A 17,407-nucleotide genomic window follows, 5' to 3' on the forward strand; every position below is an offset into this window, starting at 1 on the left:
AAATGTATTGCGTAAATTTCTAGTTTAAAGTTATAATTTTACAAGTAAAATTTTATATGTTTCCTGCCGATATACCTAAAAGGACAATTTTACGGATACTGTAAAGAACCGTTTAGATTTTATAAGGAGGTGAAAAATATATGCAATGGTATTTAAATGCATTAAAAAACTATGTAGGATTCCAAGGTAGAGCAAGACGTACAGAGTATTGGATGTTTATCCTATTTAGTGTAATCGTTAGCTTTGTAATCAGTCTGATCGATAGTCTTGTTGGCTTATCACCGATATTGACTTACATTTATTCTTTGGCTGTCCTGCTGCCATCCTTGGCCGTCCTGGCCCGTAGACTGCATGATACAGGCAGAAGCGGATGGTGGATTCTAATCGCTCTGATTCCTCTGGTAGGGTCAATTATTTTGATTGTATTCACATGCCAAGACAGTCAGCCTGGCGACAATAAGTATGGGAAAAACCCTAAATTGTAATGGTTGTAGATGTCTAAAACCTCTTTCACTTTTGTGAAGGAGGTTTTTTTCATATCTGTATCTCCCCCATCGAAATTTCAGCAGTAAGTTTATCTGGAGACCCCTGCGTCCATACTGGATTAAAAAGTATCCTCAAAGAGAGGGAGAACGTTCATGCGTTTTCGGAAAAGAACCCCCCCTAACAAAGTTAAAAAGCCGCCAGTCCAGCACAGCGAAAGTAAGTCTGAGCATTCAGGAGAGCAGCTCAGTGCGAATATCGGAAGCAATCTTCAGCAAATCAGACAAGCACTCGGTAACAGCACTGACATCATCATAAGAGAAGTTCGTATCGGCAAAGATGGTGACCAGCTCATTGCAATTCTCTATACGGACGGTTTGGCGGACAAAAATATAGTCTCCGACTTCATTATGGAATCGATGATGCTGGATAGTAGCTTGTCCAGAGACGTAGAGTGCAGGCTCCAGAACTCCTCTAGTGTCATGCAAGTATTGAAAGATTATGCCCTAACCATTGGAAGCATCCGGGAGATTATCGACTTTGAAACCTTATATAACGCGCTGTTGTCCGGGGATGCTGTCATTTTGATTGACGGTGAGACACAGGGAATAGTAGCCAGCGCACGTGGATGGAAGGATCGCGGTGTCACCGAGCCTGCCTCGGAAAATGTCGTCCGTGGGCCGCGGGAAGGATTTTCTGAGACACTGCGCACGAATACGGCATTGATTCGGCGTAAGATTAAAGATCCGAATTTGTGGCTGGAAACCAAACAAATCGGTCGTGTAACCCAGACCGAAGTCGCTGTCATGTATATCAAAGGGATCGTGAACCCTAAATTGGTCGAAGAAGTGCATGAGCGATTGAATCGCATTGATGTAGACGGCATTCTCGAAAGCGGTTATATCGAGGAGTTAATCCAGGACGAAACTTTCACCCCTTTTCCAACAGTATACAACTCCGAACGTCCAGACGTCATCGCCGCCGAGCTGTTGGAAGGAAAAATCGCGATCCTGGTGGATGGGACCCCGTTTGTGCTTGTCGTACCTGCGCTGTTTGTTTCCTTCCTGCATGCGGCGGAGGATTATTATCAGCGTGCGGACATCAGCAGCTTCATCCGGGTTCTTCGTTACACCGGAGTTTTTATCTCCCTGTTAGGTCCGTCCCTATATATTGCCATCACTACGTTTCATCAGGAAATGCTGCCGACCTCACTGCTGATCGGTCTGGCAGCACAGCGGGAGGCCGTTCCCTTCCCCGCCTTTATCGAAGCACTCATGATGGAATTAACTTTTGAAATATTGCGGGAAGCTGGAGTTCGTATGCCGAAGTACATCGGGGCAGCCGTCTCTATCGTAGGCACACTCGTCATCGGGCAAGCTGCCGTCGAGGCGGGCATCATATCTGCAGCAATGGTTATTGTCGTATCGATTACGGCGATTTCAAGCTTTGTTCTCCCTGCCTATAATATGTCCATCGCTTTTCGTATGCTGCGGTTCCCCTTGATGGGACTTGCCGCTTCCTTTGGGCTGTTCGGGATTATCGTTGGAGGCATTGCCCTGGTCCTGCATATGTGCAGCCTTCGTTCGTTCGGCGTTCCCTATATGACTCCTTTTGCACCTCTAATACCTTCGGACACCAAAGATACCATATTTCGGTTTCCTCACTGGATGATGATTTCACGTCCCCGGTTAGTCGATCAGAAGAATGTGAAGCGCCGAAACAGCACTCCGCCCCGGAAATCACGGAAATAGAAGAAAAGAGAAACAGTCGGAAAGGAGTGGATAATCATGAAGCGGAAGAAAGCATTTCTGTTCCTGATTCTTGCACTCGTTTTACTTCTGACGGGCTGTTGGAATCGCAGGGAGTTGAATGAGCTTGCCATCGCCGTCGGTATGGGGATCGATAAACAAGGAGATCAATTTCGGGTCTCTATCCAAGTGGTGGACCCTGGAAAAGCATCAGCCAAAAAAGGAGCAGGTGGTGGGGCACCAGCCACCTTGTATACAGAGGAAGCGGATACCATATTTGAAGCGATCCGAAAAATAACAACGCTTAGTCCTCGGAAAATATATTTTTCTCACCTGCGTATATGTGTAATCGGTGAGTCGGTAGCCACCGAAGGAATGGCAAAATCTCTAGATTTACTTTCCAGGGATCATCAATTCCGCACTGATTTTTATATTGTGGTGTCCAAGGATACCAGCGCGGAGGATACGTTGAAAATTATGACGCCCTTAGATCCCATTCCGGCGAATGACCTTTTCTCCTCTCTGGAAACATCGCAGAAAAACTGGTCACCCAGTATGACGGTAACTTTGGATGAATTGATTTCAGCACTCACCAGTGAAGGAATGCAGCCTGTCTTGACAGGACTCCGTATCGTGGGCAATAAAGAAATGGGAGAAACAAGTAGCAATGTACAAAAGATCGACCCGTTTAGCCGTTTACAGTATTCGGGACTTGCTGTATTTAGAAAAGACCGATTAATCGGGTGGTTAAATGAAACTGAAAGTAGAGGCTACAATTTCATCCGCGGCAAAGTGCAGAGCTCTGTCGGCTTTGTAGCTTGCCCCAGAGGCGGCAAAGTCGTTTCGGAAATCATTCGTACCCAAACAACTATAAAAGGGAGCGTTTATAGGGGGGAGCCCCAGGTCAATATAAAAATGCAGGTTGAGGCCAACGTGGGAGAAGTCGAGTGTAATGACCTGGATCTGACCCAGGTGGGGACGATTTATGACATTGAGAAGAAAGAGGAAGAAAAGATAGAAGAGATTATGAAAATGGCTGTCAGAAAAGCTCAAAAATCATACAAAGCTGACATTTTCGGATTCGGTGAAGCCATTCACCGCGCTGACCCGAGAACCTGGAAATCCATTAAAAAAAATTGGGATTATGAGCACTTTGCAGAATTACCCGTAAATATCAAGGTCAATTTCAAGATTCGGCGCTTGGGCACGATTGGCAGCTCATTTTTGAATGATATTAAGGAGTAAATCCCTTGTCAGATACGGCGGGGGATCTGGCTCCTGTATAGAACCTTACCCTACAAAAGAAGGTGTTTCCCAAGATGCTGTCTCATATAGTGAAAGTTCTGGGCATATTACTAACCGCTGCTGCAATCAGCTTGATCGAGGTCCCCTACATGTGGAAAAAGGGGTTAAAAAAAGAGCTTTGGTTATTCTCCATCCTTCTCCTTTTTGCCGTCGGAATTTGCTGCGCCAAGGCATTAAACTGGCTTATTCCAACTCCTCTGGATTGGATAACAGCGGTATATAGACCTTTCAGTGATTTCCTGACCCATATCGGTCTAATAAAATAAGACGAGGTGAAATAGGTGCCCGGACAGATCAAAATCTCAGCACGCCAAATTATGATATTAACGGCTTTATTTACGATCGGGAGTGCAATCCTCATCATTCCTTCAGGCATGGCGTTGGTAGCCAAACAAGATGCGTGGATTGCTGCGCTCGTCGGGGTCGGGGCCGGGCTCCTTGTCTTGTATTTGTACAGCAAGATTGCAGCTCTGTATCCAGAGATGACTCTGATTGGGATTATGGAAACCCTGCTCGGAAAATGGTTAGGCAAAGCCGTCGGTCTTCTGTTTTTCACCACACTTTTCATCAATGCTCCCGCTCCCGTTTTATTTTATTTAGGGAATTTTATGACTACTCAAATGATACCAGAAACACCAATTCTAGCGGTAAATATCCTTTTTGCGCTTATTATATTGTTGGCTGTTCGGCTGGGGCTGGAAGTGCTGGTCCGTTCTGCCGAACTGATGTTTCCGTTATTTACTCTTCTTTATATTTCTTTTACAGGTTTAGTGGTGTCCAATATTAAATTAGAAAACATTCAACCTGTATTAGAGGCGGGATTGGGACCTATTTGGCCTGCTGCCCTGTCCTTTGTTAGCACTGTGTTTATACCTCATATTATTCTGCTCATGATCTTCCCGGCTTCTGTAAATCGTTCCGATCAAACCCGTAAAGCTTTTTTCATAGGCAGCCTGATTGGCGGATTAATGTTGGTCGTGGTGGTTGCACTGGCAATTTTTGTATTAGGCCCTGATTTAACGGCAAGAAATATTTATCCTAGCTATGCGTTAGCCAAAAAAATTAGCATCGGCAATTTTTTACAGCGTATCGAAGCAATTATGGCTACCATGTGGTTTATTTCACTCTTTTTCAGAATCACGCTGTACATGCACACTACTGTGACAGCAATAGCCCAAATCTTTCGTTTGAAAAACGACCGGCAACTGGCGCTTCCTCTCGGGATGATTTTAGTCATCATGTCCGTCATCGTGTATCCCAATGTCACATATCAACAAATCTATGATACAAAGACATGGGTTCCTTATTCACTATCAATCGGGTTGTTTCTTCCCTTACTGCTGCTCAGTATACATGCCCTGAAAAGGTTGGGGACAAAGAAGAATAACAAGCCGGATGATAAACGTGAAGATAGAGGTGAAGATGGTGCCTAAGCAAGTTAAAATCTCCACACGGCAATTGTTGATCTTAACGATATTATTTACAATCGGCACCGCAATCCTCGTCATCCCTTCCGTTATGGCCGCCACTGCTAAACAGGATGCATGGATCGCAGCACTCGTCGGAGTGGGCTCCGGGCTGCTGTTGATATGGCTGTACAACACGATTACCATCCTGTATCCACAGATGACCCTGATTGAAATCATGGAGACCCTTTTGGGCAAGTGGTTGGGGAAGTCTGTTGCTCTGCTGTTTATGGTTATGTTTTTTCTGGGTGGTCCTGCTGCGGTGTTGTATGATTCGGGGAATTTTTTGACTACTCAAATGATGCCGGAAACGCCGATGCAAGCGGTCAATATCCTCTTTGCGCTCATTGTATTGATGGGCGTGCGCCTGGGACTGGAAACGGTAGCCCGTTCTGCTGAACTATTGTTTCCCTTGTTCATTTTGCTGTATACAGCTTTTGTCATTTTAGTCGTATCCAATATCAAACTGGAGAACGCTCAACCGATGCTGGAGAAGGGAGGCGGACCCATTTGGTCTGCCGCCTTGTCCTTTATTAGTATTGCGTTTCTGACCCATATTGTTTTTCTCATGATTTTTCCGTTTGTCGATCAGCCCGATCAAGCGCGCAGGGCTTTTTTAACAGGGGGACTGATTGGCGGGTTGATTCTGGTTGTGGTCATTGTATTGGCCGTTTTGGTTTTCGGCCATGAATTAACAGCAAGAAGTATGTATCCGAGCTATTCATTAGCCCAAAAAATAAACATTGGAAATTTTCTTCAGCGTATTGAAGCGATCATGGCCGCTATGTGGTTTATTTCGCTCTTTTTCAGGCTGGCTCTGTATATGCAATCGATTATGATAGCCATTAGCCAAATCTTTAATCTAAAAGATGATCGTCCGCTGATCTTCCCTATCGGAATGATCCTGATCGTCATGTCGGTGATCATATACCCAAATGTCCCATACCAGCAATCCTGGGATGCAAAAATATGGACACCTTTTTCCTTATCTATGGGCCTTTTTCTGCCTCTGCTGTTGCTCTGTATGCATGGGATACGAAAAATCTGGTCAAAGAAAAAAACAGGGACCGAAGGATAGATCACATCCATCGTACGAGCCCTCCTACGAGCATCGGTGAAATTTTTTTGCTGTTACCTGTTTACATCCTCCTATTTTAGTTTATTTTAAACGAGTATTAAGCTGGCGCTAAGATTGGGTGTGTATGATGTATATTAGAATCTGGTAACTACATAAGCCGGATCGGCTAAAGGCATAAACATTACTCCCGTTGGATATCCATATAAAACTCCACCCTGTCAGAAATTGAATGAAACACAAAGGAGATTTACACTTATGAATCGAAAACGAATTATGGTCATCTGTACACTGTTGCTGGCGTTATCTATTGGGCAGTCTTCTACTTGGGGAAGTCGGGCTAATGCTGCTACACTGGCTCCAGAGAGAGCCCCTCAGGTACAGGATAATGAAGCTTCCAAGGATGATGAACTTTTGAAAACACTGGGCGCATCCTCGGATGAGCAATTGTATGATGCGCTATATAACGGTCAAACCTTGGCAGATATTGCACAATCCAATAAACAGGACGCACAGGCTGTTGTTGATTTACAGGTAGCTCAGTTAACGGAGCAGTTGGATCAACGACTGGCCAATAAGAGCATTACGCCTGAGCAATACGAAGCCCATAAGGCAGAATTGACACAGGTCGTTGCTAAAAGTGTGTTCGGGCTGTAAGCAGTGACACACTTGGCCCGCTTTACGCCGTAGTCCATGCCCCCTCAGAGATGCTTCCGAATTCATGTCAAAAAGGCGCTGAACCCATGGAGGGCCAGCGCCTTTTGGCTTGTCTATATTTTGTTTTAACTTACACTTGATATACTCGGATCAAGTTCGTAGTACCTGCCTCAGCGACAGGAACACCTGCCGACAGAACTACAGTATCCCCTTTATGGATATATCCTGCATTCAGCGCGTTACGGATGGAGGATTCAAACATTTCATCCGTTGTAGCTACTTTATCCCCTTTGATCGGGAATACACCGGATAACAGGCAAATTTTAGCGAATACCGTATTATTCGGAGTAACCGCAATAATAGGTGCCTTCGGACGATATTTGGATACCATACGTGCCGTGAATCCGCTGGCAGTCGACGTAATAATCGCTTTCGCATCCAGTTCCAGGGACGAACTCACCGCTCCCTGACTAATCACTTCGGTAATGTTGGTGCTTTGACGCGCTCTGCGCTTATCGAACTGCTCCTGATAATCGAATTGTGATTCTGCTCTGGCAGCTACAGCGGCCATGGTCCGTACAGACTCGACAGGATATTTACCTGCAGCAGATTCGCCCGACAGCATAACAACATCGGCTCCTTGCATAACAGCATTAAACACGTCACTAACTTCAGCTCTCGTCGGACGCGGGTTCACCTGCATGGATTCCAGCATGTGGGTAGCTACGATAACGGGCTTGCCGACCAGATTACACTTGTCTATCATTTCTTTTTGCATCACAGGCACATCTTGAATCGGCACTTCGACGCCCAGATCGCCACGGGCTACCATAATGCCATCGGAAGCTTCGATAATATCATCCAGGTTTTCCATGCCTTCAGCATTTTCAATTTTGGAATAAATTTGTACATGCTCAGCATGATGCCCCTTCAAAATCTCACGGATTTCACGGATATCGTCGCCTTTACGCACAAAAGAAGCCGCAATAAGCTCAACACGCTGCTCCACCCCAAATTGGATGTGCCTCACATCTCGCTCCGTCACGCCTGGAAGGGTTGTATGAATCCCTGGCAGGTTTACACCTTTTCTCGGCTTCAAAATACCGCCGCTTACAATATTACAAATCATTTCCGTACCCTCGATGGAGGTTACAGTCAGATCAACCAAACCGTCGTCAATGAGAATGCGGTCGCCTGGTTTGATGTCCTTCGGCATATCCGGGTAATTCACTGAAATACGATGCTCGTCCCCTAGAATCTCTTCTGTGGTCAGAATGAGCTGGCTACCTGGTTTCAACAGACAAGATGCCTCTCTCAGCTTGCCAATCCGTATTTCTGGTCCTTTAATATCCATCATGACAGGTATAAAGGTATTCATTTCCTTCGCAGCCTGCCGCACATTTTCGATACGTTTAACGTGATCTTCCAGTTCACCGTGAGCCATATTCAAGCGGGCTACAGTCATACCAGCCTGAATCATTTCTTTTAACAAATGAATGGAGTCACAGGCAGGTCCCATAGTACAAATAATTTTCGTTTTAAGCATAGTAATGTCATCCTCCTGAATGTCTTTACTGTATGGTTTTCTATTCCACCTTGCTTCTCTATCTACATTAAACTTATATGGCTCTATTCTACCTGTACCCGTGCACCAAGACTATGAACTATAGTATGATGAATGTACTACAGTATAATGAATGTTGAAGACATCGGGGAGTGAGTTTCGTGATTACATTGGTGGATATACGGCAGGACAACGGTGTGGACTGGTATGAAAAGGCTAGTGCAAATAGCGACAACGATGACTTACTGTTCATTTTGGTCACCTTTGGCAAATGTGTATATTGGGTGAACGATTGCAAATTCATTCTCGGTAAGGGTGAAACACTGCTTTTACCCGGTCATCTGGATTACTATGGCAAGAGCATTCCTACGCTTTTTCATACCAAGTATGTGATACATTGCCGCAAAACATGTACGAACAGCACACTTCCTATACTGAATACTGACAAGCCGTTGTTGATCAAACCTGGATGCTACGATATGCTGCATGAACGGATCAAGTCGATGTACTATCAATGGACTGAACACCCAAGCTACTACACCATGATGGCTGACTGTCTGCTGACCGAGGCCATGATATATATGAATCAGGAATGGGACAAAGGCGCCATTTCTTGCGATCGAGAGCGACATGTAGAACATATGAAACAGTATATCCAGAACCATTACCGGGAAAAGGTAACCAAGGAGGAGCTTGGCGACGCCATCCGTAAAACCCCCAATTATGCCGCGACGCTGCTGCGTGAGGTAACACGCCAAACGATCAGTGAGCATGTACATACACAACGTATTAAAACCGCCATCTACATGCTGACCGAGTCCCGGCTAACGATTCGTGAAATTTCGGAGTATGTGGGATATAGTGATGTTTCCTATTTTCATCGAATCTTCAAACGGTTGACAGGCTGCTCGCCGTCCGAATTTCTGGATGAACGTTCCTCAATCGTTTAGAACTACAGAAATAGGATTATGGGAAGATGATACGAAGCAATTTTAAATTTGAAGCTAGAAAAAAGAACGCTCATTTTTTCGAGCGTTCTCTGGGAAAATTAGTTTTCTTCCTCTTTTTTTTCGTAGGTGAAATTTCTTAAAATGACCTGCTTTGTTTTAGTAGTTATTTCTTCCCCCTTATTATCCAAATTTGCAACCTGATCGCTTTGAAACTTGTTTGGAACCTTAACGGGATAAAAATCTCCGTGCTCAGTTAACAGGACATGGGGTTGTTTAGATTGAGCTAGATGAGTTAGTTCTTTCTTTCTCTCTGGTGAGAGCCAGTTAGAATCATCGGTTGCCTTAGTCTCAGTTTTGGTTACACTGGTTTTAGAATCGCCGGTTACTTTAACCTCAGTTTTAATTTCATTAGCAAAAGTTTGGCTTTGAATGACGGTTATAACCCCTCCGATAAGAACAGTTAGACCTAAAACAACAACACTTGTTCTTAGTCGCTTGTTCACACGCACACACCTCCCTTCCCAAAAGATGTATTACGTATTTTAAAAAATATTAGTATTATAACGAGTTCATAAAAAAACATAATAATCGTTAAATAAAATAGTATTAAAACGTAACGTATCCATTTCCTGAAATCGTATAATCATTGAGGTTAAGTACCATTACCTGATATTGTCCAAAACCTGGAGCTTTAATTTGAAAATCCCTATTTTCATCTGTATATCTTCCATAAACGGCAAAAACCTCTCCCAGATAATTTTTGTTCACGAGCAGGTAACCTACTTCAGGGCTAGACCAAGAACTACCATCTGCCCATTGTACTACATGGAAATTCAGGATAGCTGCGTTATTAACCGAAAACTTATTAGAGTAAATAGCCCCATCGTCTCGAGAATGGTGACTAAATGACCATGCTCCCAATGACATAGGAGAAATCTTTTGATCGAGTTGAGTCTTTTCTTTTTCAACAGCAATTGATTCTATGGGTTTCGCATTTTTGATAACTTCATTATATTCTTCAGGCGTCAAACCGCTCAATAGTGAATCCGAATTAGCAATTGAAGAATATGCTGGAAAAAAAGACTGTGGGGAAGATTCTTTAGCCGATGAAGAGGAATCTGCATAGGAGCTTGCTGGGGTCAATCCGATGGCTACCAGCATGACAACTAACATAGTTACAAGAAATTTTTTCACGAATAATCGCCTCCCAAATACTAAATTTTAACAACATTTATATAATAACACACAAAATACCCATAGTGTGCATACTATTTGTAATTTTTACATCATTGGCACAATATTTTGTCTCCTTCCAGAAGTCTGACAGATAAAAATGGACAACCATTCGGCATAAGGGAACATTTTCAGTCTATTGAGCGTTTGAAAACGGACTAACGTCCAAAGTCAAATTACGTAACCGGATACGTAATGATAAAGTCTATAAAAAAAGGTCTCCCCACCTGGAAGCTTCTCTAGCATCCCTTTTCAACAAGGGCCAAGAGCGCTCCAAAGTAGGGCGACCGTTATAGTTCATTCATATGCGTATCCGTGCTTATTTTGAAATGATATTAAGTTGAAGAACCCGCTGTTTTGACCTCTTCCAACATTTTATCGTTATAGCCAAACATCCAGGTCAGGACAAACGCTACCACCATAGCAGCCAAGTTCGCCAAAATGTAAAGCGGAAGCTGATGATTCATGTAGAGCAACGTGCCCGGAATGACCGTAACTGCCATACCTGTAGCCGCCAAATGGAAGACCGAAGCGATAAAACCGCCAACCGCACCACCGATGAGGCCCATGACAAAAGGCTTCATGTATCTCAGGTTGACCCCGAAAATAGCCGGCTCCGTAATCCCTAGAAAAGCAGACAACGAGGAAGGAAGTGCTAACGCTTTCAGCTTGCTATTCTTCGTTTTCAGTCCAACCGCCAGACAGGCAGCACCTTGAGCAGCCATAGCGCAGGTAATGATGGCGTTAAAGGCGTTTACGCCGTTCTTTTCAAGCAGTTGAATCTCCAAGAAATTAAATATATGATGCACACCTGTAACGACGATAATCTGATGCAAGAAACCGATGACAATCCCTGCAATACCGAAAGGTAAATCCAGCACAAACGTTGTTCCGTGCAGCACCCATTCTTCGAGTGAATGGAAAATTGGACCGATGGCAAATAATCCCAAAGTGATCATGATTAACAGTGTTAAAAACGGTGTAAGAATCAGATCTAGCGCTTCAGGCACCCGTTTGCGCAGCGCCCGCTCCAGCTTGGCTCCGATCAAGCCCACGAAGAAAGCTGGCAATACTGAGCCTTGATAGCCCACCACAGGAATGAATCCGAACATCGTCAACGGGTGAGCTGAGCCGTCCGCAACACTATAAGCGTTGGGCAAGGCCGGGTTTACCAGCATCAGACCAAGAACGATACCCAGCACTGGACTGCCACCAAATACTCTAAAGGCTGACCATGCGACTAACGCTGGCAGAAAAGCAAAGGCCGTATCCGTTAATACTTGTGTGTATAATAGAAAATTGGGTGAAATGTCCTGTGGCGTCATGCCGAGTAGAGCGAGAATTTGCGGCTGAGTGAGCAAGCCACGTAGCCCCATGAACAGCCCCGTAGCAACCAGTACAGGAATAATCGGTACAAACACATCGCCAAAGATACGGATGGAGCGTTGGAAGACGTTTCCTTCTTTTTTCGCCTGACTCTTCACCTCTTCTTTAGATGAACCGGTTACGCCAAGCTTTTCGACCTCTTCAAAAATTCGATTTACCGTACCCGTACCAAAAATAATCTGATATTGCCCGGAATTGAAAAAAGCACCCTTGACCTTGTCGATCTCCTCAACTTTTTTCTGATCAATCTTCTCCTTGTCATGCACCATAATTCGCAAGCGCGTCGCACAATGAGCAAAAGATGCAATATTTTCTTGCCCACCGATTGCCTGGATCACTTCTTTAGCTATTTCTCTGTTTTCCGCCATGATGTTCATCCTCTCGTTCATTCCGTTATGTTTGATGATTAACGAACCACTTGATGTTTTAGCCTGCTCATGTAAAATCCCATTTTACCGCCTGGAAGAGAGCCTCTCCCTTGTCGGCAAAAAAGCGTATTTCGTCACTCTCTGGATGCGGAAAAATACGACTGGTGAACACCTCTTCCCCATCATTGACGAAAATCTCAACTGAAGACGTATCTACAAACAAATGTAGTTTGATATGATCTTTATCCCATGAACACTGCCGTACCTCACCATACGAAGTGGCTACAGGCTCACCTGATTGCGAACGGTCCAATACAAGTTTGCGGCTGACGGCATTATATTTAATCACCGTCTTCTCAGTCTCACTCGCACGGAATTCAATACCAAACACCTTAGCGCTCAAAAGATCTACCTCACAGATCAGCTCATAGGCCGTACCTGTAAATCCTTCATAGGTTTTGCTCTCTGAGAATAACGTGTCAGCTACCCGATCCTCACGATTTCTACGTAGCGTAGTTAGCTCAGGGATCGGCCGCTGCAAGAGTTTGCCCTCATGAAGCGTAAGCTCCCTTGGTAATGTCAGACAATGAGCCCATCCGTTCGGATCTGTGGGATATTCGATATCCGGCAGGCCCATCCATGCCACCATAATACGCCGCCCCTGTGGGTCAATCATCGTCTGTGGCGCATAGAAGTCAAAGCCTCTATCGAGCTCGTGGAATGCGCCGTGCTCCAGTCTTCTTGTTCCGGTATCCAACGGCTTGCCGATTACGTAGCCCGATTGATAAATATTGTGATTTTCATCCCCAGAAGGCTCCAAGCCCTGAGGAGAAAAGACCAAGACACCCGCTTCGTTCAGTTCAAAATAATCTGGACATTCCCACATGTAGCCAAACGACTCCAGGCCTGTGCACAATTCTCCCTCAAACTGCCACGTACGAAGGTCGGTTGATCGGTAGAGGACGGCGCAGCCTGTTAAATTCGTTCTCTGGGCACCAATCACACAGTAAAAGCTATTGCCGTCTTTCCATAGCTTGGGATCACGAAAATGGTCTGTATACCCTTCTGGCACATTGGAAATAACGGGGTGCTCCCATTTAGTAATGTGACCATTCTCGTCCATAACAGCCATGCATTGATAAGGATGTCTGATCCAGTCTTCATCTCGTGCATTTCCCGTATACAGCATATATAACTTGCCCTCATGCTCCAGTGCGCTGCCCGAATAAGCCCCATGCGAATCAAAATAATCCCCAGGTGCGATGCCAATGCCGGCACTATTCCATGTGACCAAATCTTTCGATTTCAGATGATACCAGTATTTCATCCCATGATCCGTTCCGAGCGGAAACCACTGATAAAATAAGTGGTATTCACCTTGGTAATATGAAAAGCCATTGGGGTCATTGAGCAAACCTGTCGGTGGCTGGATATGAAACACCTGCCGCCAGTGACATTGCTCCACTTTCTCCTCCAAGCTGGCTATTTCACCGGGCTCTGCCTGCTCGATCATTCGATACTTTTGTTCTCTTGTCATTTTCATAGGTGTACCTCATTTTTATTAAAACTTTCGCCTCAGGAACCGGTTCCAAACCAATGAAAAAAATATTCTATCGGAACCGGTTCCCTTGCGATTAAAAATATATACTCATCCATGGATTTGCAACCGATTCCATTTGTGCCCGAATGCTATGGAACCGGTTTCGAAGAAATTATAATCCACTTGTTCAGCGTTTGTCAACGCTTTCTCTTTCGATAAGGGAATAATTCATGACCGTCACTTTTTCTACCGATTTATGTTCTACCAGCCGCATAATATTTTGCGCTGCTACACGTCCAGCCTCCATATACGGATATTGAACGGTTGTCAGGGCAGGGTGAATGACCTCCGTAATATCGTATCCCCCAAAGCCAGTTACCGACAAATCCGACGGGATGACAATCCCTCTGGAATAAGCCGCATTGATTACGCCCAGCGCGATATTATCCGTAGCACACACCATTAACGATGGCTTGAAATGGTCCAAAATGGCGGATGCAGCAATCCGTGCATCGGACATTTTAAATCCGGTCTCATAGTATCTGATATCATACCCTGCTGCTCGCATCGCATCGTCCGTATGAGACTCAGCAGGCAATGCATCGCGAACAGCCTGCCTAAAGCCCTCCTTGCGTTGCACACCGACGGCAACATCCTTTTCAGTAACACCAACGTAGGCAATTTCGCGGTGTCCCTGTGACAAAACGTACGTGCCGATATCATATCCTGCACGATAGTCATCATGGATAAGGCTATGAAGCTGCTCGTGCTGCTGGCCCACCAGCAACACCGGAATACCGATGTCACGAATCGCGGTCAGATGGTCGTCTGTGATTTGAGCAGCCAGCAAAATGATACCCGAAATCTTTTGTCGGCCCAGCTCATAAATAGCTTCAATTTCACGCTGAACATCCTGGCTCGTATTGGAGATCAGCATCTGATAATGCTGAGAACGCAGCTCCTCATCAATCCCCATCAACGTATGGGATGTCGCAAAAGAATCCAGACGCGGCACAACGGTGCCGATAATGTTGGTCCGCTTCGCCTTAAGACTCTGGGCAAAGGCATTGGGCACATACCCCGTGGCTTTAACCACTTTTTCAATTTTACGTTTCGTATCCACGCTGACAGACCCGCCGTTCAAAAAACGGGATACCGTGCTCTTGGATACACCAGCCATTTGGGCTATATCTGCAATCGTCTTATTCATGAAGTCCCCCGGAGATTTTTCATATTCATATGCTTCCAAAACGTCTCTTTTCACATAACCCTATAATACCATATGGCGGGATTGGATTGCTGTGGCTCCAGACCCATCATGCACAAAACGCCGTCCCTTCTGAAGAAGGAAACGGCGTATCATAATGAACGTAATTTTAAAAATCAAAGTTATCCGGATCTGGACCTACTCGAAGATCGGCATTTAACGCCTGAATTCGATCCATATCCTCGCGCGTCAGTTCGAAGTCAAAAATGTCGGCATTTTCGACGATCCGATGCGCCTTGGTAGACTTGGGAATGGTGACAACTCCCTGCTGCACATCCCAGCGTAAAATCACTTGCGCCACCGATTTGCCATACTTGGTCGCTATGTCTTGCAGTACCGGATGATCGAGCAATTGGCCTTGCATTAACGGGGACCAGGCTTCCATTTGAATGTCGTTCTTTTGACAGAATTGCAACAGCTCGGCTTGGGTTAATTGTGGATGGAACTCCACTTGATTGATCATTGGCTTAATTTCAGCATCCTTCATGAGATCTTCCAAATGATGAATCTGGAAGTTGCTGACTCCAATCGCCTTAATCCGTCCTTCTTTATACAAGGATTCCAACGCTCTCCAAGCTTCTTTATACTTTCCTTGAACTGGCCAATGAATCAGGTATAGATCCAGATATTCCAGACCCAGCTTGTCCAGACTGGCTTCATAAGCTGCTCGTGTCTCTTCATAGCCTAAATCTGCATTCCACACTTTGGACGTGACGAACAGATCTTCTCTGGACAGATTATTTTCCTGAAGGGCTTCCTGAATAGCCTGCCCTAAACTGCTTTCATTCGCATAGATTGCAGCTGTATCTATACTGCGGTAGCCATGCTTTACAGCAGCCTTTATAGCATCGACCAGCTCCGAACCTTCTTCCACTTTAAATACCCCAATGCCAAACCAAGGCATGTGAACTCCGTTGTTTAACAATGTTGTGCTTTGTAAGTTTTGTGTCATTTTGTATCTTCCTCTCTATTTTTTAAAAGCTTTAACCTGTAATGGTGGTTGTATCCCTTTTTTCGAGCATACGACTCCAGCCTGTGAGCAAAACCGCAACGAAAACCATAATGCTCCCGATCCAGGCCGTATGAATGAGACCGAGTGAATCCGTTACAATCCCGCCTAGATAAGCTCCGATGGCTATCCCTGCGTTGAAAGCTGCAATATTAACAGCAGAGGCAACATCGACAGCTTTGGGTGCAAACCTTTCGGCCAACATGACTACATATACCTGTAGCCCGGGCACGTTCATAAACGCAAGCAATCCCATAAAGAAGATCGTAATCAGTCCTGCCGTTTTAAAAGGTGCCGTGAACAACAGGAGAAAAAGGATCACTGCTTGAATCAAAAACATGTAAAACAAAGCTGAAAGCGGCTTGCGGTTGGCTGCTTTTCCGCCAATGACATTACCGATGGCAATCGCAATTCCATACAGCAAAAGTATAAACGTTACCGTACTTTGTTGAAATCCGGTTATGTCGTGAAGTAATGGAGATAAATAAGTAAACACCACAAATGTGCCTCCATACCCCAAAGCTGTAATGATAAATGCGAGTAGCAAGCGACCATTGGTAACCAGTTTGACCTGCTCGCGGAAAGGAGTCTTGTTCCCTTTGCGCAGCGTAGATGGCAGCAGAATCAGATTGGCGATGAGTGCCACTACACCGACGACCACAATCGCCATAAATGCAGCCCGCCAACCCCATTGCTGCCCAATGTAGGTACCCAAAGGTACACCTGTGACTGTGGCTACGGTCAACCCGGAGAACATAATGGAAATAGCACTCGCTCGCCGATCATCCGGCACAAGATCGGCCGCGATGGTGGAACCGATAGACATGAACACCCCATGGGCGAACGCTGAGATCACACGCGCAATCAGCAGCAAGGCTATTCCGCTAGAGACCGCAGCGAGGCTATTACCTGCAATAAATATAATCATGATCCACAGCAGCAACGTTTTACGGGGAACACTTGATGTTAATGAAGTCAAGACAGGTGCCCCGATGGTAACCCCTAATGCATATAGCGTTACAGTTAGTGCAGACATCGTTACAGATATATGCAAGTCTTCAGCAATCAGGGGAAGTAGTCCCACGCTGATGAACTCGGTTGTTCCAATCGCAAAGGCGCTTACGGCTAGAGCCAGTAATGGCCAGATACTTCGTTTTGATTCTGGCGACATGTTTTTCACTCCTATCTATAGAAATCTTCGACCAGCAGATGTTATTATGAGTTATTCAAGCAAATATGAACAGTACGTACTTTTTAGTGATATAGGTACTAAAAAGTACCCTAGATAAAGTTCTTTTTGATTAAAACAGGCTGTTAAGGTATGTATAACAGAAGTGATACACATGGGGGGATCTG

15 protein-coding genes are annotated in these 17,407 nt (G+C 45.0%); 7 read left to right on the forward strand and 8 right to left on the reverse strand.

Translation table 11 applies throughout. From position 1 onward, the window contains the following. The first annotated feature begins 140 nt into the window (after positions 1–140). The 6 genes from BM358_RS21615 to BM358_RS21645 all read left to right on the forward strand — a co-directional run bounded on the left by BM358_RS21615 (position 141) and on the right by BM358_RS21645 (position 6,734). Positions 141–485, forward strand: a complete 345-nt coding sequence (locus BM358_RS21615) for a DUF805 domain-containing protein (protein ID WP_023986605.1) — start codon at positions 141–143, stop codon at positions 483–485. Between the two features lie 153 nt (positions 486–638). Continuing rightward, positions 639–2,234 (forward strand): spore germination protein, encoded by a 1,596-nt coding sequence (locus BM358_RS21620; RefSeq protein WP_028541948.1) that lies wholly within the window; start codon positions 639–641, stop codon positions 2,232–2,234. 36 nt (positions 2,235–2,270) lie between these two features. After that, positions 2,271–3,476, forward strand: a complete 1,206-nt coding sequence (locus BM358_RS21625; protein ID WP_028541947.1) for a Ger(x)C family spore germination protein — start codon at positions 2,271–2,273, stop codon at positions 3,474–3,476. 341 nt (positions 3,477–3,817) lie between these two features. Next, positions 3,818–4,969: a GerAB/ArcD/ProY family transporter gene (locus BM358_RS21635; RefSeq protein ID WP_028541945.1), complete on the forward strand. Its 1,152-nt coding sequence runs from the start codon at positions 3,818–3,820 to the stop codon at positions 4,967–4,969. Further along, positions 4,932–6,080 (forward strand): GerAB/ArcD/ProY family transporter, encoded by a 1,149-nt coding sequence (locus tag BM358_RS21640; RefSeq protein ID WP_231517211.1) that lies wholly within the window; start codon positions 4,932–4,934, stop codon positions 6,078–6,080. Before BM358_RS21635 ends, BM358_RS21640 begins: the two co-directional genes overlap by 38 nt. A gap of 255 nt (positions 6,081–6,335) precedes the next feature. After that, the gene (locus tag BM358_RS21645; protein WP_023986599.1) at positions 6,336–6,734 is read left to right on the forward strand and encodes a hypothetical protein; all 399 of its coding nucleotides are present in this window, start codon (positions 6,336–6,338) and stop codon (positions 6,732–6,734) included. Between the two features lie 130 nt (positions 6,735–6,864). Here BM358_RS21645 and pyk read toward each other — a convergent pair whose 3' ends face one another. Then, positions 6,865–8,280, reverse strand: coding sequence for a pyruvate kinase (pyk, locus tag BM358_RS21650; protein ID WP_023986598.1), 1,416 nt, complete (start codon positions 8,278–8,280; stop codon positions 6,865–6,867). Between the two features lie 179 nt (positions 8,281–8,459). On the opposite strand from pyk, the gene BM358_RS21655 reads away from it, so the two are divergent. Continuing rightward, complete coding sequence (locus tag BM358_RS21655; protein ID WP_028541943.1) at positions 8,460–9,248, forward strand: helix-turn-helix domain-containing protein; 789 nt, start codon at positions 8,460–8,462, stop codon at positions 9,246–9,248. 98 nt (positions 9,249–9,346) lie between these two features. Here the strand turns inward: BM358_RS21655 and BM358_RS21660 are convergent, their stop codons facing one another. From BM358_RS21660 to BM358_RS21690, 7 genes are all read right to left on the reverse strand, one after another. Beyond that, a complete protein-coding gene (locus BM358_RS21660; RefSeq protein ID WP_023986596.1) occupies positions 9,347–9,751 on the reverse strand; it encodes a hypothetical protein in 405 nt (134 codons plus the stop codon). A gap of 103 nt (positions 9,752–9,854) precedes the next feature. Next, the gene (locus tag BM358_RS21665; RefSeq protein ID WP_028541942.1) at positions 9,855–10,442 is read right to left on the reverse strand and encodes a hypothetical protein; all 588 of its coding nucleotides are present in this window, start codon (positions 10,440–10,442) and stop codon (positions 9,855–9,857) included. A gap of 374 nt (positions 10,443–10,816) precedes the next feature. Further along, a complete protein-coding gene (locus BM358_RS21670; RefSeq protein WP_028541941.1) occupies positions 10,817–12,235 on the reverse strand; it encodes a sucrose-specific PTS transporter subunit IIBC in 1,419 nt (472 codons plus the stop codon). Positions 12,236–12,302: 67 nt separating this feature from the next. Next, positions 12,303–13,778 carry a glycoside hydrolase family 32 protein gene (locus BM358_RS21675; RefSeq protein ID WP_028541940.1) on the reverse strand — a complete coding sequence of 492 codons (1,476 nt, stop codon included), beginning with the start codon at positions 13,776–13,778 and terminating at the stop codon, positions 12,303–12,305. Between the two features lie 184 nt (positions 13,779–13,962). Then, the gene (locus BM358_RS21680) at positions 13,963–14,985 is read right to left on the reverse strand and encodes a LacI family DNA-binding transcriptional regulator (RefSeq protein ID WP_023986592.1); all 1,023 of its coding nucleotides are present in this window, start codon (positions 14,983–14,985) and stop codon (positions 13,963–13,965) included. Positions 14,986–15,151: 166 nt separating this feature from the next. Then, complete coding sequence (locus BM358_RS21685) at positions 15,152–15,994, reverse strand: aldo/keto reductase (RefSeq protein ID WP_028541939.1); 843 nt, start codon at positions 15,992–15,994, stop codon at positions 15,152–15,154. A gap of 31 nt (positions 15,995–16,025) precedes the next feature. After that, positions 16,026–17,222, reverse strand: coding sequence for an MFS transporter (locus BM358_RS21690; RefSeq protein WP_028541938.1), 1,197 nt, complete (start codon positions 17,220–17,222; stop codon positions 16,026–16,028). Between the last annotated feature and the right edge of the window lie 185 nt (positions 17,223–17,407).

Origin of the sequence: Paenibacillus sp. cl130 (genome assembly GCF_900116035.1) — a bacterium.
Lineage (GTDB): Bacteria > Bacillota > Bacilli > Paenibacillales > Paenibacillaceae > Paenibacillus > Paenibacillus polymyxa_B.